This is a genomic window from Clostridium sp., assembly GCF_032552055.1.
Taxonomy (GTDB): domain Bacteria; phylum Bacillota; class Clostridia; order Clostridiales; family Clostridiaceae; genus Clostridium.
In genome coordinates this window covers 1-22,153 of the sequence record NZ_JAWGSV010000022.1, presented here as the reverse complement: position 1 = coordinate 22,153, position 22,153 = coordinate 1, and the positions used below count along the sequence as shown (strand labels likewise).

Annotated in this window: 19 protein-coding genes and 1 pseudogene; 3 read left to right on the top strand and 17 right to left on the bottom strand. The window is 28.9% G+C overall.

The annotated features are described in order from the left end of the window. Nucleotides 1-701: nitroreductase family protein (locus E6248_RS03290; protein ID WP_316339393.1), on the top strand; the 701-nt coding region annotated here is incomplete at its 5' end. Between the two features lie 306 nt (nt 702-1,007). On the opposite strand, the gene E6248_RS03285 is transcribed toward E6248_RS03290, so the two are convergent. The 4 genes from E6248_RS03285 to E6248_RS03270 all read right to left on the bottom strand — a co-directional run bounded on the left by E6248_RS03285 (nt 1,008) and on the right by E6248_RS03270 (nt 5,817). Continuing rightward, entirely contained in the window at nt 1,008-1,448 is a 441-nt protein-coding gene (locus E6248_RS03285) for a hypothetical protein (protein ID WP_316339391.1), read from the bottom strand. Between the two features lie 508 nt (nt 1,449-1,956). Next, nucleotides 1,957-3,840 carry a CsxC family protein gene (locus E6248_RS03280; protein WP_316339390.1) on the bottom strand — a complete coding sequence of 628 codons (1,884 nt, stop codon included), beginning with the start codon at nt 3,838-3,840 and terminating at the stop codon, nt 1,957-1,959. A 137-nt stretch (nt 3,841-3,977) separates the two neighbouring features. Further along, a complete protein-coding gene (locus E6248_RS03275) occupies nt 3,978-4,748 on the bottom strand; it encodes a CsxC family protein (protein WP_316339389.1) in 771 nt (256 codons plus the stop codon). A gap of 283 nt (nt 4,749-5,031) precedes the next feature. Beyond that, nucleotides 5,032-5,817 (bottom strand): CsxC family protein, encoded by a 786-nt coding sequence (locus tag E6248_RS03270; protein WP_316339388.1) that lies wholly within the window; start codon nt 5,815-5,817, stop codon nt 5,032-5,034. A gap of 415 nt (nt 5,818-6,232) precedes the next feature. Between E6248_RS03270 and E6248_RS03265 the strand changes: the two genes are divergently transcribed. Then, on the top strand, nt 6,233-7,405 hold the full coding sequence (locus E6248_RS03265) for a MupG family TIM beta-alpha barrel fold protein (protein WP_316339387.1): 1,173 nt from the start codon (nt 6,233-6,235) through the stop codon (nt 7,403-7,405). Nucleotides 7,406-7,520: 115 nt separating this feature from the next. Here E6248_RS03265 and E6248_RS03260 read toward each other — a convergent pair whose 3' ends face one another. The 5 genes from E6248_RS03260 to E6248_RS03240 all read right to left on the bottom strand — a co-directional run bounded on the left by E6248_RS03260 (nt 7,521) and on the right by E6248_RS03240 (nt 12,486). Further along, on the bottom strand, nt 7,521-9,002 hold the full coding sequence (locus E6248_RS03260; RefSeq protein WP_316339386.1) for a family 1 glycosylhydrolase: 1,482 nt from the start codon (nt 9,000-9,002) through the stop codon (nt 7,521-7,523). Further along, complete coding sequence (locus tag E6248_RS03255; RefSeq protein ID WP_316339385.1) at nt 9,003-10,448, bottom strand: glycoside hydrolase family 1 protein; 1,446 nt, start codon at nt 10,446-10,448, stop codon at nt 9,003-9,005. An 81-nt stretch (nt 10,449-10,529) separates the two neighbouring features. Then, nucleotides 10,530-11,822: a PTS transporter subunit EIIC gene (locus E6248_RS03250; RefSeq protein ID WP_316339384.1), complete on the bottom strand. Its 1,293-nt coding sequence runs from the start codon at nt 11,820-11,822 to the stop codon at nt 10,530-10,532. Nucleotides 11,823-11,856: 34 nt separating this feature from the next. Beyond that, a complete protein-coding gene (locus tag E6248_RS03245) occupies nt 11,857-12,156 on the bottom strand; it encodes a PTS sugar transporter subunit IIB (RefSeq protein ID WP_316339383.1) in 300 nt (99 codons plus the stop codon). Nucleotides 12,157-12,177: 21 nt separating this feature from the next. Then, nucleotides 12,178-12,486 carry a PTS lactose/cellobiose transporter subunit IIA gene (locus E6248_RS03240; protein ID WP_316339382.1) on the bottom strand — a complete coding sequence of 103 codons (309 nt, stop codon included), beginning with the start codon at nt 12,484-12,486 and terminating at the stop codon, nt 12,178-12,180. A gap of 329 nt (nt 12,487-12,815) precedes the next feature. Here E6248_RS03240 and E6248_RS03235 point away from each other — a divergent pair, with 329 nt between their 5' ends. Further along, the gene (locus tag E6248_RS03235) at nt 12,816-13,265 is read left to right on the top strand and encodes a DUF3284 domain-containing protein (protein WP_316339380.1); all 450 of its coding nucleotides are present in this window, start codon (nt 12,816-12,818) and stop codon (nt 13,263-13,265) included. Between the two features lie 80 nt (nt 13,266-13,345). Here the strand turns inward: E6248_RS03235 and E6248_RS03230 are convergent, their stop codons facing one another. The 8 genes and pseudogenes from E6248_RS03230 to E6248_RS03195 form a co-directional block, all read right to left on the bottom strand. Next, nucleotides 13,346-15,979 (bottom strand): PRD domain-containing protein, encoded by a 2,634-nt coding sequence (locus tag E6248_RS03230; RefSeq protein ID WP_316339379.1) that lies wholly within the window; start codon nt 15,977-15,979, stop codon nt 13,346-13,348. A gap of 399 nt (nt 15,980-16,378) precedes the next feature. Beyond that, nucleotides 16,379-17,287 carry a cysteine synthase family protein gene (locus E6248_RS03225; protein WP_316339378.1) on the bottom strand — a complete coding sequence of 303 codons (909 nt, stop codon included), beginning with the start codon at nt 17,285-17,287 and terminating at the stop codon, nt 16,379-16,381. After that, the gene (locus E6248_RS03220) at nt 17,271-17,723 is read right to left on the bottom strand and encodes an S-ribosylhomocysteine lyase (protein WP_316339377.1); all 453 of its coding nucleotides are present in this window, start codon (nt 17,721-17,723) and stop codon (nt 17,271-17,273) included. Before E6248_RS03220 ends, E6248_RS03225 begins: the two co-directional genes overlap by 17 nt. Beyond that, nucleotides 17,716-18,867, bottom strand: a complete 1,152-nt coding sequence (locus E6248_RS03215) for a PLP-dependent aspartate aminotransferase family protein (RefSeq protein ID WP_316339376.1) — start codon at nt 18,865-18,867, stop codon at nt 17,716-17,718. The genes E6248_RS03220 and E6248_RS03215 overlap by 8 nt, the downstream gene beginning before the upstream one ends. 168 nt (nt 18,868-19,035) lie before the next feature. Next, nucleotides 19,036-19,662: a methyltransferase domain-containing protein gene (locus E6248_RS03210; RefSeq protein ID WP_316339375.1), complete on the bottom strand. Its 627-nt coding sequence runs from the start codon at nt 19,660-19,662 to the stop codon at nt 19,036-19,038. Nucleotides 19,663-20,535: 873 nt separating this feature from the next. Next, on the bottom strand, nt 20,536-21,279 hold the full coding sequence (locus E6248_RS03205; RefSeq protein WP_316339374.1) for an SDR family NAD(P)-dependent oxidoreductase: 744 nt from the start codon (nt 21,277-21,279) through the stop codon (nt 20,536-20,538). A gap of 310 nt (nt 21,280-21,589) precedes the next feature. Then, on the bottom strand, nt 21,590-21,823 hold the full coding sequence (locus E6248_RS03200) for a hypothetical protein (RefSeq protein ID WP_396335120.1): 234 nt from the start codon (nt 21,821-21,823) through the stop codon (nt 21,590-21,592). Further along, nucleotides 21,783-21,995: pseudogene (locus E6248_RS03195) on the bottom strand (PLP-dependent transferase); the annotation flags it as partial. The pseudogene E6248_RS03195 and the gene E6248_RS03200, both read right to left, overlap by 41 nt. Nucleotides 21,996-22,153 lie beyond the last annotated feature (158 nt).

Genomic DNA, 22,153 nt, shown 5'->3' with positions numbered 1-22,153 from the left:
CTATAAGAAAATATCATGCAGATAAACCTGTATCAGATGAGATGGTAAAAACTATTGTTTCTTGTGCTCAAATGGCTCCTACTTCCAGTCACTTTCAAGCATATTCAATTATTCAAGTTAAGGATAAGGAGAAAAAGAATATTTTAGTAAAAGCTTCAGGAGGACAAGAGTATTTAAATGAAGCACCAGTAGTTTTACTATTTTGTGCTGATTTACATCGTGCTGAAAAATACTATGAAAATATTGATGAAAATATTTTATCAAATACAGAATCATATACTATTGCTGTTATAGATGCTACTCTAGCTGCTCAAAAAGCATTAATTGCAGCTCAAAGTTTAGGTTTAGGTGGAGTAGTTATTGGAGGAATTCGTAATGATATGGACGTCCTTGCTAGCACCTTTAATCTTCCAAACTTAGTATTCCCAATGTTTGCTCTGTGCTTAGGATATGCTGCTGAAACTCCTGATAAAAAACCAAGACTACCTATTGAAGCAGTACTAAAAGAAGATTTTTATGATGAAAGTCATGATGAGGAGCTAATGAAATCATATAATGAAACAATAAGTAATTACTATAATGAGCGTACAAACGGTACTTCAAAGGACCGTTGGACTGAACGTTGTGGTAAATATTTAATGGCAAAACCAAGAGAGAATGTAGGTATATTCCTAAGAAAGATGGGATTTTTAAAACGTTAGTTCTATATTAAAGATAAATGAGCTACCTTATGGTAGCTCATTTAATTTACACTTTTATCTTATACTATTTTCCTAATTATTAAGCATCTCCATAATTTATCCAATCGCTACCATTGCTAACACTCCCAACTTCTATAAGTGGAGCTAAGCACTGCTCCGCGCCTGGATTAGTTCTTCTAACTTTCAGATGGAGTAGGCATCCTGTACTCTGTGAAAGTGATTCACACAAAATACAAGATTTTGGTTCTCTACTTTTTAAGAAAACTCCACATGAAGATAAGAATCACTTTATTAAACTACTTTGTCTTATCTAGCCATATATTTTTGAAATAATTGATCTGCTATTTCTGGATTATCTTCTCTTAACCCATTAAGATAAACCAAAGCACTTCCCTTATATTCTTTTTCCTCTCCAAATAAAATAACCTCATAGCAACTTCTTAAAACATTTACTATACAATTATCATAATGATTCTCTTTACAACTCTTGCAAATTTTAAGAATATCTGCGACACCATTTAGAATATTACCCTTATCATATATTCTTACATCTGTAACTGGAATGTTTTTCATTCCATCCATAACATATGTGACTTTATTAATCATACAATTTTTTATACACTCAGTCCCATAGCCAACTAGGCAAGTATTTCTTTCACATGCTCCACATACCTCTTCTGATAAGCAACATGGAGCTAACTTGTCTACTAATTTGCTAAAATTAATTTCTTTAAACTCAACAGACATATTTACGTCCTCCTTTTAACATTTGTATCTTATATAAATTATTACCATCCTTAGCAACATATACTATATTACCATAAAGTTTATGAAATATATAAATTTATTCATTGAGAAGAATATTTATCTACTCTTGTAAATATTAAGGTGACTTTAAGTTAAAAACCTATAGCCACCTTATCCTTATTTTATTAATTTAGAATACTTCTTTTCTTCTCATTTATATTTTGTACAAGTACTAATATAATACCTATTACAGACATGCTAGTTAAGAATCCTAAAACCAAAAACTTAGGTCTATAACTAGTTACACCTTAATCATTTTTCATATTTTGTAATTAAGATAATAAAAAAAGCCCATTCATTATAATGCACAAAATACTGGAAGGTATTCTCTGCATATTAATGAATAGGCTTAGCTTGTACTTAAACAATTACTACCCAATTCCAATTAACATATTAACCTAAATTTTTAATAGCGTCAACGCTTTACTTTAATTCTTTCTTAAACTATCTAGCAATTCTCTTCTATTTCTATCCTTAAATTTTGCTCCTGTAACAATCTTACTCTTAAATTTACTATGATATTTCCTTTAAGCTTAATATATCTTTCTTTTATATCTTCATCTTCTTTTAAAGCTAAATCCTTATGAATATTAAATTCTATAAAATTTGCCTTTACTAATTCTACAAAAGGCTTTTCATTAAATACTTCAGTAGATAAAAAGCTTTCATCACAATTATCACATAGAATAATAGAATCCTCATGGGTATTATATAACTTAATTGTATCACATGAAGATTCCGCTCTTACATTGTGGTTTTCAACAAAAACAGGAGGTCTAATAAAAGTAATTTTAGTAGTGAAATTAAAAGGTACTTCAACAATACAATACTTTATATAGCCACTGTTATCTTCCTTTCCTTCTTCTATATAAGTTCTAGTTGCATACTCAATACTTTTTCTTATAAAGCCTGATACAAAAAGCATTCCAGAATTAGCTTCTGAATTTTTCAAGAAAATTGGAACTAAGTTAGAAGACTTTAAAAAAGCATTCATTTTTATTCTTCTAATTTCCTTAACATCTTTTCCTATTTTCATTGTGTCATCAATAGTAACTGCTATGTTAGTCTCTGCTAAAATAATTGGAAATTTAACATATATATCTTTATTATACTCTTCTAAGAATGTCTCATCCCTTATTGATAAAACCGCTTTATTAAAGTTCTCTCTACAACTGATTTTTTCCTCATTCTCAGCTTTATTATCTTCTTCTGAAAATTTCTCATCATTTATTTCTAAAGCTTCTTTATTAAAGCAATTACTACATCTAATTCTTTCTTCATTCTCTGCTTTGCCATCTTCTTCTAAGAATTTATCATCCTCTATCTCTAAAACTTCTTCATTAAAATTATCACTGCAACTAATTATTTCCTCATTCTCTGCTTTATTATCTTCATCTAATATTTTCTCATTCCTTATTTCTAAAACCTCTTTATTAAAATTATCACTACATCTATGTCTTTCCTTATTTTCCGTATTCTCTTCTTCTTTTTTTAAGAGGTTTCTTTGATTTTCTTCTTTATAATCTTTATGTTCACTATCATTTAAATTCTCACTATCTTTTTCTTCTATATAATTCTCTTTAGAAGCTTCGTCTAAACACTGCTCTTTATTTACTCCTAAAAGTTCATTTTTTGTGTACTTTATAATTTCTTCCTTATTATCTTCTATAAAGTTTTCTTTGCATTCTTCTAATTCTTTTTCTTTACATTTCTCTAATTCTTCTTCATCTACATCCTGAATATCTTTACTATCCTCTTCTATGAGTTTCTCTTCATCTACTTTTAAAACTTCTTTATTAATCGAATTTTTTTCCTCATTATAATAAGTATTTTCTAAATTATTATATTCAACTAAATTATTATTTTTATACTCTAAATTGCCATCTTCTTCAGTAGTCTCTAAAAGTTTATAAGGTTTATCTTCCGAAATAGTTGTCTTATTATTCTCCTCTATCTTAACTTCATTATATGAATTTTTACTTTCCTCTTGGTAACTATCACTTAAATAAGTATTTCTCTTATTCTCAATAAAATCAGTATAATAATTTAACTTTTCCTCATAATCTATTTTTAGATTTTTATAATTATCATCTTGTTTTTGCATAAGTTCTTCATAAAATTTCATCATGGATAAGTATTGTTTATTTTGATTTTTAATATATTCTTCGTAGTATTGTTTCATATCTAAATACTGTTTATTTTGCTTTCTAATATATTCTTCATAGTAATTTTTCATATATAAAAAATAATTATTCTGATATCTAGTATATCCACCATACTGTCTTCTCTTAAGTTCATTATAGTTTTGTCTTGAATATCTCATCTCCTCCATAATATCTCCTCCACTTAAGAAATTAATGAATTCAAGTATGTACATAAATATCTATTTTAAAACAGACTTAAAACCTCTATAATAGTAAGCCTTAAGTCTGTTTAATATTATTAAATAATCTTAAGTTTATTTAATAATTATAAAGCTGTTAGCTTTACTTGCTGCTTTTGTAATAATTTCAAAGTTAAGTTTACTATTATTTTTTCTGTAAGTTTAGTAAAGCTTCGTTCTGTAGGAGACTTGCAGTTTAATTCTGGATCTGTTTGAATATCTACTTCTGTAACATCTGCTCTAACTAATTCAGTAAATGGTTTTTCATTAAAGAACTCAGTAAATTGGATACTATCTTCACAAGGATTTTTCCCTATTACAGGATCGGCACAAGCATCACAACTCTTATTCTTATCTGTAAAGAATTCTACTTCCCTTGGAGTTGTATTTTTTTCAAAAATAGGCTCTCTTATAAAATCAACTCTTGTTGTAAAATTAAATGGGACTTCAACTGTGCAATGTCTTATATCTCCACATATATTGGAACTACCCTTTGTACTACAGCTTTTAGTTGCATATTCAATATTCTTTCTTATAAATCCTGCTATAAATAATATTCCATTATCTTTACATCCCTCTTGAGAAGAAGGTATAATTCGAGATTGTGTTAAATATACATTTTTCTTAATTCTCTTTATTTCTATAGCTTCTCTATCTAATGTGATGGTAGCCTCTACTGGAATAGTTAAATTCACCTCTGCTAACACAACTGGTACCTTTACAAATACAGGACCACATTTAATAACATCAGGTTTTACAGGAATTTGTTCTGTTAAAGATTGAACCTTAGATTCAACTTTAGCACAAGAATCTACTACAACTTCAAAATCATTGGTATTTTTAATATTATCAGCCATTATATAGTTTCCTCCATTTTCATCTAATTAAATATAAGTTAATAAACTATCTAATGTATGATATACAAAATTCGACTTTTATGTACATGAATAAATACAAACACTTATAATATTTATTATCTATAATTAAAATTATAATTTGTATCTATTTTCCTCATAAATAAAAAAATCCTCGACAAAACTATATTAAATATTGCCGAGGACATACTTATTTTAAATTATTATTCTATTAATTAATCAAATCTTATAAAATTATTTTATAATTCTTAGATTGGTAGTTCTATTAAACTAAAGCTGTAACTCTTACTTGTTGATTTTGTAATACTTTTAATGTTAAATTAACAACTATTTTTTCTGTAAGCTTAGTGAAAAGTTGTTCTGTAGGAGTTTCACAATCTTTATATGGGTCTGTATGAATATCAATTTCAGCTATATCTGCTCTTACTAATTCAGTAAAAGGTTTTTCATTAAAGATTTCTGTATTTAAGAAGCTTTGATCACATACATTACGTCCAATAACTGGATCTGCACAAGCATCGCAACTCTTATTTTTATCATTAAAGAATTCTAATTCAAGTGGAGTAAAGTTAGGAATAAAAACTGGTGGTCTAAGGAAAGTAATTCTTGTTGTAAAGTGGAAAGGTACTTCAACTGTACAATGTCTTATATCTCCACAAATATTAGGAGAGCCATATCTACTACAAGTTTTAGTTGCATACTCAATATTCTTTCTTATAAAACCACTTATAAATAGTATTCCAGTACCAAATTGGCTATCTTGAGAAAATGGAATAATTCTAGATTGATTTAAAAATACATTCTTTCTAATTCTCTTAATTTCTATAGCTGGGTGATCTAATTTAATAGTAGCTTCAACTGGTATAGTTATATTTGTCTCTGCTAATACAACTGGAACCTTAACAACTACTGGTCCTTGTGCAATAACAGCAGGTGCTACTGGAGTTTGTTCTGTTAAAGATTGTGGTATACTCTTAACTTCTGCACAGTGTCTTACTGCAGCTGCGTTTTCAGCTAAATTTTCATTTGTATTTACATTATTATCACTCATAATGATTCTTCCTCCGTTTTATCTAGTTAAAATATTGTTAGTTAATCCTTATATTACATAATATATAAATTTCTTAATTTTGTGCCTATGAAGAAAAAAATATTTCTAATAATAAGTTAAATAAAATTGTCACTTTATTAAACTTATAGAACAAAATCTTATGCTAATCCTATCTGAAATCACACCATATTATCTTTCTAAAATTTCTTGTTTTTGCTATTCTTCTTACTTAAAATATTGACAAGCCCAATAAAAACGCTCACAATATAATTGTGAAATGAATAGTAATTGTTTAAGTTCAAGCTAAACCTGCTTTATAAAGATGTATTTTATATTCTTTTATAAGCAGTTTTTTATATTTTAAGGATAGAGAATGCTAATTTATAAAATATTCAATTTATGGGAGGATTATAAAATGGTTCGTTTAGGAGTTTCTGTTTATCCAGAACAAGAAAAAATTAAGGAAATAGATGCATATTTAAAACTTGCATCAAAGTATGGTTTTTCAAAGGTATTTACAAGTTTATTCTCAGTAGAAGGCACAAAAGAAGAAATTGTTAACTACTTTAAATCTTTTAGTGAAATAGCTCACAAATATGGTATGGAAGTATCAGGTGATTCAAATGGTCAATTCTTCAAACAAATGGGAGCAACTGAAACTGATTTATCTGTATTCAAAGAAATGGGTATCGATACAATTCGTATGGACTTCGCCTTTAATGATGAAAGAGATGCCATTCTAATTAACAATAAGGATGGAATTCATATTGAGATGTCTACATCATTTGTTGATGTTATTGAAAAAGCTATTGATAATGGTACTAATATTGAAAATTTATCAACTTGTCACAATTTCTACCCACAAAGATATACTGCACCTAGTATTGAGAAAATCAATGATTTAAATAACTACTGGCAAAGTAAGAATATTAAAGTAGGAATTTTCATTTCAAGTCAAGTTGAAGGAACACATGGACCTTGGCCAGTAAGTGATGGTCTTCCAACAATTGAAAATCATAGAAACTTACCAATTGATCTTCAATTAAGACATTGCTTAGTTATGAATAATATAGATGAAATATTAATAGGAAATGCCTTTGCAAGTGAAGAAGAATTTAAAGCTATTGATAGTGTTCTGAAAGAAGTATTTATTAATGTACCAGTTAATGATTCTTTCGGTATCTTAAAGAACTTTATTCCTAATGGTGAAATAAAAAGAGTTCCTTTTAACATTAACCTTGAAGAAGGTATTAGTGATTTAGAAAAAGAAATTCTATTTGATTTCAAAACACATAATGATTTGGGAGACTGTTTAAACTATATGCTTCGTTCTCGCTTTACTAGAGTTATTTATAAAGGAAAATCTATCCCAGAAAGAAAATGTGATAAAACACACTATACTCGTGGGGATGTTGTAATAGTTAATAATAACCTAGCTCATTATCTTGGCGAAGTTCAAATCGTATTAAAGGATATAGAAGTGGATGGTCAACGTAACTTATTAGGACGTATTCCAGAGGAAGAAATAATGTTATTAGATTCTATGAAAGGTACAGAAGTCTTCGGTTTCATAAAAAAGACTAAGTAACATTCATACTTATAATAAAATTCCCCATAAGAATATCCACTATTAAATACATTAAGATGTATTGGGTTATAAAATAAAAGCTGATTCCTAAATTACTAGGAGTCAGCTTTTTTAATTAATCTAAATCTTTTCCTTGAGTTTCAATAACCTTTTTATACCAATAGAAACTATCTTTCTTACTTCTATCTAAAGTTCCATTTCCATTATCATCACGATCCACGTAAACAAAACCATAGCGTTTTTTCATTTCTCCAGTTCCTGCAGAAACTAAATCTATACATCCCCACATTGTATATCCCATTAAGTCAACACCATCAATATTAATAGCATCACTCATAGATTTAATATTTTTACGTAAATATTCTATACGATAAGTATCATGTATGCTTCCATCTTCCTCCTTTTTATCATCCCATCCTATACCATTTTCAACTATCCATAATGGTTTATGATAACGCTCATATAAAGTATTTAATGCAATTCTTAAACAAGCTGGATCTATTGCCCATCCCCACGCATTTGTTTCTAAATATGGATTTTTAATTCCCATACTAAAGTTTCCACCACTATTTTCAACATTATCATGGGTTGTCATTGTACTAGAGCCATAGCATGAAAAACTTAAAAAGTCAGCTGAATACTTTTCAATAAGCTCAAAATCTTCTGCTTCTGTTTCCAAGACAATACCTTCTCTTTCATATTGTTTTAATCTATAATTTGGATAATGTCCACCTGTTTGTACATCTGAATAGAATAAACCACTTTTACTTCTTTCCATTATTAATAATTGATCATTAGGATCACAAGTATATGCATAAATTGGCTGATATGCTAGCATCTGTCCTACTTTAATTTCGTCATTAATTTCATGAGCTGCCTTTACAGCCTTCGCACTTGCCACAAACTGATTATGAGCTGCTTGTGCTTTGTTTTGAGGTTTTGGATCTGCTACTCCCCCTGCAACAAAAGGAGCAAATTCCATTATATTAATTTCATTGAACGTCAACCAATACTTAACCTTTCCTTCATAATGTTTAAATACTGTTCTCGCATAGTTATCAAAGAAATCTATACACTTTCTATTTGACCAACCTCCATACTTTATAGTTAGATTAATTGGAGTTTCATAATGTGATAATGTTACTAATGGCTCTATGCCATATTTCATACATTCATCAAAAACATTATCATAGAATTTTAATCCTTCTTCATTAGGCTCTTTATCATCACCATTTGGAAAAATACGTGCCCAGTTCATACTTAAACGAAATGTCTTAAATCCCATTTCCCCCATATATGCAATATCTTCTGCATAACGATGATAAAAATCTGTTGCTACATGACTTGGATAATATTCACCATCAATAACTGCCGGAACACAATCTTGTGTAAATTTTACCTCTCCTCCAAAACCATTCATTGAGCCTGTTTCACCAGTTTTTATGTTTCTATAAGTTACCCTACGCGGAACAGTATGTGAACCTGCTGTCATAACATCTGATGTGTTTATTCCCTTTCCTCCTTCATTCCATCCACCTTCATATTGATTGGCAGCTGTTGCACCACCCCATAAAAACTCCTTAGGAAAACCTGTCATTTATTTACCCTCCATTTCTAAAATCTCACCATTTGTCTCAATAACTTTTTTGTACCAATAAAATGAATCTTTACGATAACGCTTCATTTCAGCTGATTTTGCCTTTTCGTCATCTTCATCCCTATCTACATAGATGAATCCATAACGTTTTGTAATTCCTTCTCTAGTAGAAACTAAATCGACTGCACTCCATGGACAATAACCAATTATGTCAGCCCCTTCTTCAATACCAATTTTCATTTGTCGTATTGTTTCTCTTAAATGTTCAATACGATAACTATCATGAATACTTCCATCCTCTTCTAATGTATCAGGACGACCATATCCATTCTCTGTAATAATAACTGGCAAATGATAACGATCTGTTAATCGTCTTGCTGTAACACGAATACAATAAGGATCAAATGTATGTCCATCTTCACCTGTAGGGAAATAATCATTTTTACTTGCTCTACCAACACCTGGCTTATCCATTAATTTCATTAAGTAACTAATATCACGATTATCAGCATGTACCATATCACTAAAATCAACTTTATAGTATTTCAAATATTCAGTTGTATCATTACCATAACAGTTAAATCCAATGAAGTCTGGCTTACAAGTTGCCATACATTCAAAATCCCCATCCTCTACATCAATAGAAATATTATTCATTTCAAAATAACGTAGAACACTTTGAGGATATCTTCCAAATATCAATGCATCTAAATAAAAATTATTTCTCAAATCATCCATATTCATAGCAGCTAAATAGTCAATTGGATTGCAAGTCTTTGGATAAGAGGTGGTAATATTAGGCGCTGGCCCTATTTTAGAATCTGGGCACATTTCATGACATAAATGGATTACTTTAGCTTGTGCAACTAATTGAATATGAGCTTGATTATAAAGCTTATTACCAGATTGCATAGTTTTTGTTCCACCTATCATATCAACAGCACCAAAGAAAATAAGCATATTTTGCTCATTATATGTTAACCAATACTTCACATCATCCTTATAGTTTTCAAATAAAATCTTACAGTAATTCACATAAGCATCAATCATACGACGATCATTCCATCCACCATATTTATCTTGCAAAGCAAGAGGTAAATCAAAATGAAATATTGTCACTATTGGTTCAATACCATATTTATGACATTCATTAAAAACATTTTTGTAAAAATCTAAACCTTTTTGATTAATTTCGCCTTCTCCAGAAGGTAATATTCGACTCCAAGAAATAGACATACGATAAGCTTTAAATCCCATTTCAGCCATTAAAGCAATATCTTCTTTATAATGATGATAAAAATCAGATGAATAATGAAAACTACAAGTTCCGGAATTTAACTCCTTAACATCCCATATAGATAATCCTCTGCCATCCTCATTATATCCGCCTTCAATTTGAGCACTTGAACTACTAGCTCCCCATAAAAAATTACTCGGAAAACTCATATTTACTCCTCCTATATTTTATTTGGAAAGTGCCAGACTATTTGTTGGCACTTTCTTATTTTTATATTATCTGCTTCTATATTATTGATTAGATTCTAATGCAGCAGATTCTTTCGCTATTAATTGTTTTTCATAAATCTTAAAGAATGGATACCAAATAAGTCCAGATGGAATTATCATTAAATAGTCCCAAATAGCATTTTGCCATCTTAATGTAGATAAATATTGAGCAAATCCCATTGGAAGTAAAGCTGAAATAGATATCCATGCTGGTTGTAAGAAACCAAACTTATAAGCTAAATATGTGCATAACATAACTACTGGAATATTTAGCACATATGGAATACACAATATAGGATTGTACATAATCGGCATACCAAAGGTCATAGGTTCATTTATACCAAACCATCCTGGAGCAGCAGAAATTTTTGAAACTGCCTTAATTTGTTTAGATTTAGAACGTAATCCCATTAATGTAAGTGGTAAAGTATTACCTGTACCTCCACAGATAGCTATTGATCCAAATAAAGCAACTGGATAAAATACTAATGGTTCACCAGCAGCATGTAATGCTGCATTTGAAACTGCTGCTTGAATACCTAAAGGCATAATAATTGGGACTATAATCATAGTTCCGTGAATACCAAAACACCATAATAATGCTGCAAATATACAAATAATAAACATACCTGGAACTGATGTTAATGCATTTAATGGAGCTCCCAATAATGCCATAAATCCTGAGCAAATATTATAAACTCCTCCTGTAGATATTGATACTAATGTAGAAATTCCTAAAAAAATAATAGCACTAAATAATAAAGGTAAAATTGATGCAAAACCATCTTGTAAGAAAGGAGGAACAACATCTGGCATCTTAATACGAATCTTCTTATCAGCACAGAACTTTTCAATTCTGACAGATACAAATACAACTACGAATCCAATAAACATTCCTTGTGCTCCAAGATAAGTCATATCAATACTTGTTGCACCTACTTCACTTATAATTAATCCACCAGCAACTAATAAGAAACATACTAACGCATCCACAGCATTCATTATTGGACTTTTCATTTTTAAGTTCTTAGCATAGTTATATCCAAATAAAACAACAACCCATAAAGATAAAGAATTCATAGTAAATTGATAAGGTAAATAAAGTATTGCATAAGTTTTGCTATCAGAAGTAAATAAATTTAACATAGATTCACTGCCCACTGAGCAGATAATTTGTGATATAGCACCTACCATTATGATACCCATTAAAGACATCATTGTAGCTTGTAATGCACCTAAATATTTGTTACGTCCTAAACCTTGTCCAAAGTCTTGAAGTTTAATCATAAATTTACTTTCAAATATTTTTTCCATTTTCCTCTCCTCTTTCCCTATCCATATTTCCTATCTATCTTTCAGCATATAATTTTTTAGCTAAACTCATAATATTAGGGCAATTTGCAATAGCATAATCAAATGATTCAATTGGTGCACAAGGTAATCCTGTATTTTCTCTTACTTCTTTTATTCGATATGATACTTGTGGTCCCATCATAACAATATCAAAATCCTTATATACATCTTGATATTCTCCTAGACCTACTGCTTTTATTTCTAGGTCCATCCCATTTTCCTTCCAATATTTCTCCATCTTCTTCATTAAAATACTTGTTGACATTCCTCCAGCACATACTAATAAAATTTTCATATTATTATTCCTCCCATAAATTTATTTGTTTTTATAAAGTAAAATAAATTCTTTAATTAGCTCTACTGCAAGCATACTTGTCATCAGATGATCTTGTGAATGAATAAGTAATACATTTATTTCTTGTTTTTCTCCATTAGCTTCTTTAACTAACAGCTCGGTTTGCGCCTTATGAGCTAAGTTAGCTGCTTCTTGTGATTTGTTTAGCATTTCTTCAGCCTCTTTAAAATTCCCTGCTTTGGCTTCCTCTAGTGCCCTAAATGCATATGATCGTGCATCACCTGAATTTGCAATAATAGTCATTGATGATAAAACATTTTCTTCATCCATAACCAGTCCCCCTTTTTCTTGTTCAATTACTATTTTGTATAATTTTTCCTTTAATCTCTTGATTGATTCCATTCTAATGTATAGGTTTTCACTTGTCAAAAGGCCATTTACTGTATTAAATCACTCTTTTATACAGTATTTTTTTAGTATATTTATTAAAATACATTTACTATTTAAGAAGCTAATAATAAATGTGATATTTCTAAGTTAGTGTATAAATTTTTCATTGATTTTTTTCTAGTGTCTAAGGATTTTATCTATTAAGTATAGATTTTGTAATTATTTACATTGTTGTATTTTAATAGTTCCTCGTATGCTATAATGTATTTATGAAGCTAACAAGAATATTAAAAATAACAGAAAAAGAATTTTATGATTTTTTAGAAGCTGATTTATTATCTAATATCCGTCAATGTACTGGTAAGGAATTAAGCATCAAAGATATTAAGAAAGGGTTGAAGTATTCAAAACATGAACAAGATGCTCTTACCCGTATTGATGTATCTATATTAGATTATGAAAGAGGTTCTATTTACAAATCTATAACAAAATCCTTGGCTGATACTATTACTATTTCTTTCGAAACAGAATTAGTTGATGATGGATTAAAAATTGTATTTAATCAGCACTTAGAAGATTTTGAAAACAAAAAGCAAAATAAAGTACTTAGAATGTTTAGTGAAGCAGTTTATTATGGGAGAATGACAGATACTCTTTATGATCTTCAAAAGAAGATTATTGATAACAGAAGTGAAAGTGTAGAGATTGCTCATATTTAATTATTTAAAATCAATTCTCATTTTGCTGCAAATAATATGCCTCCTGTTTAATTAGGAGGCATATCATCTTCAATTAAAATTTATATTTTTTTTATAATCATAATAATCGTTGAAATTTCATTATCATCAATTATAATTTTGAATGTCTTTTCTAAAACTTTTAGTATTTTGACAGTAGACTGATACTCATCTTCAAAGATTGAAATAATCTTATCTCTATATTTATTATTTTTAACAGAGTTACCTTGTAATAACCTTTCAACTAAACAAGCTAAATGCATAAATAATCCCATGCGCTGATCTTCAGTTAATGAATATAATAAACTAAATTCATCTATAATACCTGGAAGAACTGTTTTTAACTTAGATATTGATACATACTTAAACTCTTCTGCTAAATGCTCATAAATCTTATTATAATCACATAATTTTGACTTAACTGGATGAAACATTAATATACGATCTAAATCTTCTTTGGTGCTTTCAAAAATCTTCTCAATAGAAATAAATGGAATACCAAATAATTTTGGATTATATGTTCCTATAAAGCTATGAATATTATACATTCTTTTAAGTGTAGTAACTTCCTTTAACAATTCATCACGGGCTGATATTGATAGAGCTATTGTTTTCATTCCTAGCTTTGAGTACTTATCTATATAATTCTTTAACTGTATTGCTCCGCCTTCTCCAGTATGACAAAGTGTAACGATAATACTATTATGCTTTTCTGTATTTTCTCTCATCTTATTAATTTCTAGATTAGCCATATGATATACATAATCTATATCACTTTCCATTGAACATTTTCTTGCAACATCTATTCCAACTAAAGTAATAGGAATATTAATACACCTAATTTGTATATCTATTTCTTCTGAGATAGTTTCAATCATTGTTTTAATAGATCCCATATCATATATGACAATAACACCTTTGCCACAATCTATCTTCTTAATCAAAGATTTTATTTCCTCTATAGCTTGTTTGCTTCCAATATCTAAAGCTAAATCATAACTATATGCATTATTACATTGAGTTAAACTATTAGTAACATCCTTTAATGAAGATGCTGTTTCATTACCATGCATAATATAAAGTAACGCAGGATGTCCATTATCATTACTTTCATCTAATTCAATTAAAAACATCGCAATTAAAACTATTTCATGAATTGGTAGATTTAAATCTAAATTTTCTTTTAAAATTGTTGCTAATTGCACGCTAGAAGCATATTCCAGAGGATAATCTTGAATAATTTTTACAATCTGATCATTATCCATTCTTTGCTTATCAAAATTTAATGTTAATAATGAATTAATATGTAAGCAAAGACCATAGAATGTGCTAGGTTTTATATCTCTTCTAAGTTCCTTCTTCGTATTATTTAGAAAATGATTTACTATATCAATAACCTTTTTATCTACTATTTTGGATAATTGCTCTAAATTATTTGAATCATTTAATCCACTATAATAATTATATTTCTTAAATAAATTGCTAATATGATTGTTCATAACGTCTTTTATACTGCTATCATTAATACCAAGATTATTTAATTCATCATACTGCTTTTTTATTTCAGAATACATATCATCACCATAATTAGACTCATCATACCCTAGTATCGTAGCTTTTTTATCATAAATAATAGATTCTCTATTTCCAAAAAGTAAATAAATTTCATTATCATAACCTTTTTGGTTTAATAGTCCTTTTCTAACTTCTCCTTTGAAATCATTAACACATACACAAAGACTTTGCTCTGCCTCATTAACTACCCTTAAATAAGCATTTGCGCATGCTGTTTTAATCTCCAACTCTAAACCTTTTATATTGTAAGTAAAATCTGATAACAATAATGCTTTAATTGCTTCAGTAGTAACTTCAATACATCTGTCTGAATTGCTAGCTTCAACTTTAAAGAAATGATTAATAAGTTCAAATCTTTCCTTCATAGAATGATCTTTCAACTCAGGCAATTCTATTGTTACAGGAATAATTCGATTAATCTCTAAAGAACTTTGTGGAGAACATGCTAATACTAAAAATAAATCATTACAATTTATTGATTCTGATTTATCTTCTGAATAAATTTTCCCGGAATCTAAGAAAGCGAAAAGTCTACTTTGTTGCTTTGCATCTAATAAATCTATATTATTTAAAAAAAGCATTCCTCCCTGAGCTTTTACAAAACAACTCTTATTTAAATCTCCTCCACCTCCAAAAAGCTCCTCACTTAATACAGAAACATTTTTAGAATAATGCCTACAATCCACTTTTACGTAGGGAGAATTTTGAGCTAAAATTCCTTTTGCCTTAGCAAATTGAAACATTAATGATGCAAAATAACTTGTACCACAACCTGTTTTAGCAGAAAGTAAAACATTTAAACTGGAACGTGGATATAATATTGCAGCCTTTGCTAATTGAACTGCATTCTTCAAAGTACCATTATAACCAATTAATTGAGCAAAACATGAGTTTTCTGTACTATATTGTATTGCCTCAGGAATCTTATAATATACTGGCCTCGTTGTTGTCTTTATAAGCCTGCCTTCTTTTACTAGTTCGTTTAATATAGTACTAGCATTTGAACGATGTAACCCTAAAGACTCTGCAATTGTTTTAGTCTGTAAACCAGTTTTGTTTTCACTTTTACTATAAATTTCTTGTTGCATAAATTCATACACAGTTTCTTTTACATTTTTCACTTTACTCCTCTCCTAACTTCGTTGCTATTGTATATGACCATAGATTTAAAAATATACAAAACTTATGAATTATACTAATATTATAAGTTTAATGTAATTATTTTACAATAATAACCTTTTCTTTTAGCTATGAACATTATCTTATAATATAAATCTCGCATAAATAATTAACTTGTGATGATGAAAGTTGTTATTATTATCTTTTCCTTATTTACTATCTTCTTAGATAAACCTTACTTCAGTAAATCTAACTCAACCTTTATTTCTACTATCAATACATATTTTATTTGTGTCATAATGGATATTTAGGTAAAATAAAAAGCCACTTTAAACTTGTAGCTTTTATTATATATGTTATAGTGGAGACCTGTTATTACTTGCCTCCATAATTTAGCTCTATTAATATATATTTTTACTAAAATACCTATCTCCTCTATCAGGTAAGATAGTAATTATATTACCTTTCTCTATTTTATCTGCGAGCTTTAATGCTGCTGATAGAGCTGCTCCAGAAGAGCTTCCTACAATAAGACCTTCCTTTAATGCAATTAACTTCACCATGTCATAGGCCTCTTTATCAGAAACTTTTATAACATCGTCAACTAGCTTCATATCCATGGTACTTGGAATAAAGTTATTTCCTATACCTTCTATATCATAACAGCCTTCAATTCCTCCCCCCATAGTAGAGCCTTCTGGATCTGCTAATATTGCCTTTATATTATTATTTTTCTCCTTCAAAAACTTTACTACTCCCGCAAATGTCCCTCCACTGCCAGCACCTGATACAAAATAATCTATTTCTCCATTCATCGCTTCATATATTTCAGGACCAGTTTTTTCATAATGAGCAAGAGGATTTGCCTGATTTTCAAATTGTCTTAAGCTTATTGAATTTTCTATAGTTAATAGTAATTCATCAGCTTTTTCTACAGCACCAAGCATTCCATCCTTTCTTGGGGTATTTACAATTCTAGCTCCTAAAGCTCTCATTAAAGTTTGCTTTTCTATAGAAAATTTTTCAGGAACTACAAATATTATATTGTAACCTTTATTTATTGCTGCAATTGCTATTCCAATTCCAGTATTTCCTGCAGTTGCTTCAATTATTGTATATCCTCTTTTTAATATTCCATCTTTTTCAGCTGCTTCAATCATATAAATTCCTATTCTATCCTTAACACTTCCTCCAGGATTGTTATTTTCAAGTTTAGCAAATATATTAACTCCTGCCTTAATATTTAAATTATTAAGCTTAATTATAGGTGTATTTCCTATTAGTTCTTGTATATTATCGAAATACTTCACTACTAAATCCCTTCTCTAATACTTTCTTCACATATTCCTTTGCAAGCTCTAAAGAGTGATCTCTATAATTACCACATTGAAGTTCATTAGCTGCTGGAACTTCCTCCTCTTCTAATACTTTTCTTAAACTATATTCCAGAGCCTCTATTACAGTATCTACTTCAACTTCTCCCCATGCAGTCAAATAAAAACCTGTCCTACACCCCATTGGTGAAATATCTATTATATTATCTATTTTTTCTCTCATAAGTCCTGCAAGTAAGTGCTCTAAGCTATGGATAGCTGGGTTTGGTAATATTTCTAAATTAGGTTGCATAAATCTTAAATCAAATTTAGATATTATATCTCCTTTTACACCTTTTTGAGTTCCACATTTTCTAACATAAGGTGCCCTAACCTTTGTGTGATCTAGTGAAAAACTTTCTACTTTAACCATTTATCTTACTCTCCTTTAATGCATTTTCTATATCTTTAATTAAGTCCTCAATATTTTCTATACCAATAGATAATCTTATTAAATTATCAACTATTCCAACCTTTTCTCTTATTTCATAAGGTATTGAAGCATGAGTCATTGAAGCTGGATGACAAGCTAACGACTCAACTCCCCCTAAGCTTTCCCCAAAAGTTATTATCTGAAGTCCATTAAAAAACTTTTTATAATCATATCTATTTTTTATAACAAAGGATATCATTCCACCATAGCCCTTAGCTTGTCTTTTTTGAATTTCATATCCTGAACTGTCTTCAAAGCCTGGATAATACACCTTTTCTACTTCTTCTCTATTTCTTAAGAATTCAGCAACCTTCTTTGCATTTTCATTATGCCTATCCATTCTAACAGCTAATGTCTTAAGACCTTTTATTAACATAAATGAATCAAAAGGAGATAAAACACCACCAGTTGAATTTTGAATAAAATGAAGTTTCTTTGCTAAATCTTCATTATTAACAACAACTAATCCTGAAACTGTATCACTATGTCCACCAATATACTTAGTAGCACTATGAACAACTATATCAGCCCCAAGGTTAATTGGTTTTTGAAGGTAAGGAGTCATAAAAGTATTATCAACTATAGTGTATATGTTCTTTTCCTTGGCTATAGTTGAAATACCTTTAATATCAGTTATATCCATTAAAGGATTTGTTGGAGTTTCTATAAAAATAGCTTTTACATCTTCATCAATACTTTTCTTTACTTCCTCTAAATTAGAAGTATCAACTATTTTATATTTAATTTCAAAGTGATTAAAAACCTTATCTAAAACCCTAAATGTTCCCCCATATAAATTATTTGAAATAACTATCTTATCTCCAGATTTAAAAAGGGAAAGAACGGCAGTGGTAGCTGCCATTCCTGAAGAAAAAGCAAAACCAGCAAAACCTTCCTCAAGCTCTGAAATAAGTTTTTCTAATGCCTCCCTTGTTGGATTTTTTGTTCTTGAATATTCATAACCCTTATTTACACCAAACTCAGGCTGTTTATAAGTCGAAGTCTGGTATATGGGTATATTTACAGCTCCTGTTTTCTCATCTCCATCTATTCCACCATGGATTAATAATGATTCTATTTTCATTTTTTAATTGCCCCCTATTATTTTTATAAATAGTTCTTTCATTAATAATTAAGTTTAGATATAAAATTATTTCCTAGTTAATTAAGCTTTTATATAAAATTCACCCTAGCCAATTAAGTTTTTAGTTTTTGATGTATTTTATATTCACTTTTTATAGTAATTCTATATCTATTTTTTAGTTGCCTTAGCTATAAAAATTCCTGTTTCAGTAAACTCACCTTTACTAGAATAGCCTTTACAGCTTAGATCTGTATTTTCAATTTGTATATTATTAAAGCCAGCTTCCTCTAGCCAATTTTCTATTTGCTTATTTGAAAATCCAAGCCACTCATCAAACATTTCTTCTCTTGCCCACTCACCATTATGCTCCATAACATCAGATATAATAACTACTCCATCCTTCTTTAAAACTCTATGCATCTCTGATATAGCCTTTTTAGCATCTTTTATATGATGAAGTGCCATATTTATAAAAACAATATCTACTGATTCATCAAAAAGTGATAAACTATCAAGTGAAGATTTAATTAGATATAAATTTTTATAATTCTTATCTAATGCATTAGCCCTTAACTGCTTAAGCATATTACTCGAATTATCTACAGAAAATACTATACTTGCTTCATTTACTAAGGCTAAAGAAACAAAACCTGTACCACATCCTAAATCGGCTACAACCTTATCTTTTATATTAGTTATTGATAAAATTTTATATTTTAACCTTTCCTCAAAATAATCACTACGAATAACATTCCATTTTTCAGCTATAGAATCAAAGTATTGTATAGAATTCATAATATCCCTCCGTTGTTTATTAATAATTTTTCATAGTTTTATACATTAATTTAAATTTCTGCTTGTCTATTTAACTAATAATGAACTCTTATTTGCTAAATTTTTTATCCTGTCCATTATAATAAAAATAAATCTAAATTTTACGAAACTACTTGCTTGTCCATATTAATGAAAATAACCCTAAATTTTATAAAACTTCTCACTTGTCCACTTGATAATAATCATCTATAAGTTGAATATAACTATAATGTTTCTCTATATTTAGATATCTGATCAATAAAAAAACTCCTACCTCTAAAAACTTAGAGGCAGAAGTAAACTTCCACGGTTCCACTCTAATTATCTTTTATATAATACATAATTATATAAACAGACATCTTAATTTATTGGTACATAAATACCTCAACGCTATAACAGGCGTACCCGCTGAAGTCTACTAAAATTTCGATTCAGAGCTCAGAGATGCACTTCAATTAATATCTACTTAAAATCCCTTACAGCCAGGGGGATTTCTCTCTGTAAGCTTTTATTAATTTACTCTTCTCGTCTTTGCTTATTTCCTATCGGATTACTTTTATTTATGTAATATTATATAGTGGAGGTGAGGGAAGTGTTCTTGAAATTGAGATAATTTGTTTATATATTTTTATGTATTATTCTATCTTAACCTCATATAATGTTATATTCTTTAGTTTTCATGCTAAAGTAGCATTAATAAATTTAATTTTATTGTTATTTTCATTTCTATTATCTTTACTTAAAAAATAAAATAGACCTACAAATTAAGTAGGTCTAACACTTTATTCTTTTGATAATAGTTTATTATATTCTCCAAATATAAATTCTTCTTTTAATTGATTAATAAATTTATATTTAGCATCTTGCAGCTCCATCTACTGATAATACTTCTCCTGTAACGTAGCTTGCCATATCACTAGCTAAGAATAAAAATGCATTTGCTGCATCTTCTGGTTCACACATTCTACCTAAAGGAATAGTTCTAACTAATCTTTCTACTATTTCACTTGGAAGGTTATCTACCATATCTGTTCTTGTAACTCCTGGTGCTACTGCATTAACACGTATATTATTAATACCTAATTCCCTTGCAAGAGAAATTGTCATTCCATTTACTGCAAACTTACTAGTTGGATATCCTACTCCAGAACTTTGTCCTGTAATACCTACCATTGAGCTTGTATTTATTATACACCCTCCACCTTGTTCCTTCATTATTTTTGTAGCAGGGTGAATTCCATTAAATAAAGCTTTTACATTTATGTCCATAACTTCTTCAAATTCTTCTGGATCATAGTCATATATACTCTTACTTTGAGAAATCCCTGCATTATTAACTAAAATATCTAGCCTTTTATACTTTGCTTTAACGCTATTAATAGCCTCTTTCATTTCCTTTGCATTTGTAATTTTAGGATACTTTCCTTCAACAACCCATTCAGGATTTTCTTCTTTTAATGAATTTACTGCTTTTTCTACAGTTTCTAATGTAGATCCAAATAATACCACCTTAGCTCCATTTTCTAAGTATTTTTTAACTATCGCATAACCTATTCCCCTTGTACCACCTGTTACAATTGCAACTCTACCCTTTAACATTTACATTCCCCCCATAATATATAATTGTAATTTTTTTATTATTTTAATTTTATCTATGCAAAACTTTGTTATTAATATCACATATAATTTTACCTTATATTGCCATAAATTGCAATAGATAGTTTTTTATTTCTAATGAATACGTTTAACTTAAATATATTATTATCAATTAATGTATAATTCTAAAGTCATTTAATATTCCCATAATATAAAATTATACTTAAATAAATATTCTGTTTATAATAATACTTTTGCTTAAAGAAAATTTAATTAAATATGAGTACAAAATAAAACCACGAAAATATAACAATTAAATTTTCGTGGTTTTTATGGTGACAATTAGACTATAACATCCCTTAGGTAAAGTTAAAAATCCATTTTCAATATAATCTTTTACTGGATTGTTACTTCTTCCAAGCTGTTTCAAGAATACTGTTAAATTTTCTGTTGCTCTTAAAAATAGTATTGTATTAATTTCTAGAATATCTATACCTTCGTTATATAAATCCACGACAAATATAACCTTGCTCAAGCTCTGAAACAAGTTTTTCTAACGCCTCCCTTGTTGGATTCTTTGTTCTTTAATATTCATAATCCTTATTTACACGAACCTCAGGCTGTTTATAAGTTGAAGTCTGGTATATTGGTATATTTACAGCTCCTGTTTTTTCATCTCCATCTATTCCGCCATGAATTAATAATGATTCTATTTTCATTTTATAATTGCCCCCTAGCTTATTAAGATTTCAGTTTTTGATGTATTTTATATTTACTTTTTATAGTAATTTTATATCTATTTTTTAGTTGCCTTAGCTATAAAAATTCCTGTTTCAGTAAACTAACCTTTACTAGAATAGCCTTTACAGCTTAAATC

Coding starts and splice junctions, on each gene's coding strand:
- E6248_RS03285 (WP_316339391.1), bottom strand. CDS start 1,448: ATGTCTGTTGAGTTTAAAGAAATTAATTTTAGCAAATTAGTAGACAAG.
- E6248_RS03250 (WP_316339384.1), bottom strand. CDS start 11,822: ATGGAAAAAATATTTGAAAGTAAATTTATGATTAAACTTCAAGACTTT.
- E6248_RS03260 (WP_316339386.1), bottom strand. CDS start 9,002: ATGACAGGTTTTCCTAAGGAGTTTTTATGGGGTGGTGCAACAGCTGCC.
- E6248_RS03215 (WP_316339376.1), bottom strand. CDS start 18,867: ATGAAAATAGAATCATTATTAATCCATGGTGGAATAGATGGAGATGAG.
- E6248_RS03220 (WP_316339377.1), bottom strand. CDS start 17,723: ATGGTTAAAGTAGAAAGTTTTTCACTAGATCACACAAAGGTTAGGGCA.
- E6248_RS03205 (WP_316339374.1), bottom strand. CDS start 21,279: ATGTTAAAGGGTAGAGTTGCAATTGTAACAGGTGGTACAAGGGGAATA.
- E6248_RS03210 (WP_316339375.1), bottom strand. CDS start 19,662: ATGAATTCTATACAATACTTTGATTCTATAGCTGAAAAATGGAATGTT.
- E6248_RS03275 (WP_316339389.1), bottom strand. CDS start 4,748: ATGGCTGATAATATTAAAAATACCAATGATTTTGAAGTTGTAGTAGAT.
- E6248_RS03265 (WP_316339387.1), top strand. CDS start 6,233: ATGGTTCGTTTAGGAGTTTCTGTTTATCCAGAACAAGAAAAAATTAAG.
- E6248_RS03240 (WP_316339382.1), bottom strand. CDS start 12,486: ATGGATGAAGAAAATGTTTTATCATCAATGACTATTATTGCAAATTCA.
- E6248_RS03255 (WP_316339385.1), bottom strand. CDS start 10,448: ATGAGTTTTCCGAGTAATTTTTTATGGGGAGCTAGTAGTTCAAGTGCT.
- E6248_RS03245 (WP_316339383.1), bottom strand. CDS start 12,156: ATGAAAATTTTATTAGTATGTGCTGGAGGAATGTCAACAAGTATTTTA.
- E6248_RS03270 (WP_316339388.1), bottom strand. CDS start 5,817: ATGAGTGATAATAATGTAAATACAAATGAAAATTTAGCTGAAAACGCA.
- E6248_RS03235 (WP_316339380.1), top strand. CDS start 12,816: ATGAAGCTAACAAGAATATTAAAAATAACAGAAAAAGAATTTTATGAT.
- E6248_RS03280 (WP_316339390.1), bottom strand. CDS start 3,840: ATGGAGGAGATGAGATATTCAAGACAAAACTATAATGAACTTAAGAGA.